The sequence below is a fragment of the Streptomyces beijiangensis genome (assembly GCF_017315755.1).
Lineage (GTDB): Bacteria > Actinomycetota > Actinomycetes > Streptomycetales > Streptomycetaceae > Streptomyces > Streptomyces beijiangensis.
The window spans coordinates 1-697 of sequence record NZ_JAFLRJ010000905.1 but is presented as its reverse complement, the minus strand read 5'-3'; the positions used below and the strand labels follow the sequence as shown (position 1 = coordinate 697).

Below are 697 nucleotides of genomic sequence, written 5' to 3'. Positions count from 1 at the left end.
GCGTACTCGGGTTGTTGGGGGTGCCGGGGGAGTTGTTGCCCGGCGCGGGCGAGTTGGCAGGCGGCGTGCCCGGTGTCCCCGGCGTGGAGCGCGGGGAGTTGGAGTTGGCGTCCGGAGTGCTTGTGCCCGGCGTGCTGCCCGTGGGCGGCGGTGTCGAACGCGGCGGGGTGCTCGACGGGCTGCTCGACGGGGTCGACGACGTCTGCGACGGGTTCGTGGTGGGTGACGTCGTCGGGGTGGCGCTGGTCCCGGTGGGCGCCGACGACCGCGGCGTCGAAGGAGACGTCGAGGACGGGGTCGAGGCCGCTGGGCCGCTGGAGGAGGGCGAGGACGGCGTCGAGGGTGTGGCCCTCGGGCCCGGGGTCGAACTCGTCGAGTGCGACGGGACCGACGGAGTCGACGGCGAGGGGGACGACGGGGACGGCGTGCGTCCCGACGGCGTCGGACCCGTGCTCGGGCGCGAGCCCGGCGTGCTGGAGCTGGAGCCCCCCGAGTTCGGGCTCGTCGGGATCGCGCTGTTCCCGTCGGGGCGCGCGTTCGACGGCCCGTCCGAAGCGCTCGGCGTCGGGTTCGCGTGATGCTGCGGCGCCGGTGCCGTGGCGGCCAGGTTGTCGACCGACATGCTGATGTTGGGGCGGTTGCCCGAGGGAGAGCCCGAGTCGGACGACGCCGACGGCGTCGGCGTCGTCCGACTCGG

Annotated in this window: 1 pseudogene; it reads left to right on the top strand. The window is 75.2% G+C overall.

Annotated elements, in window-relative coordinates:
- Window positions 1-578, top strand: a pseudogene (locus J0695_RS39800) (hypothetical protein); the annotation flags it as partial.
- Between the last annotated feature and the right edge of the window lie 119 nt (window positions 579-697).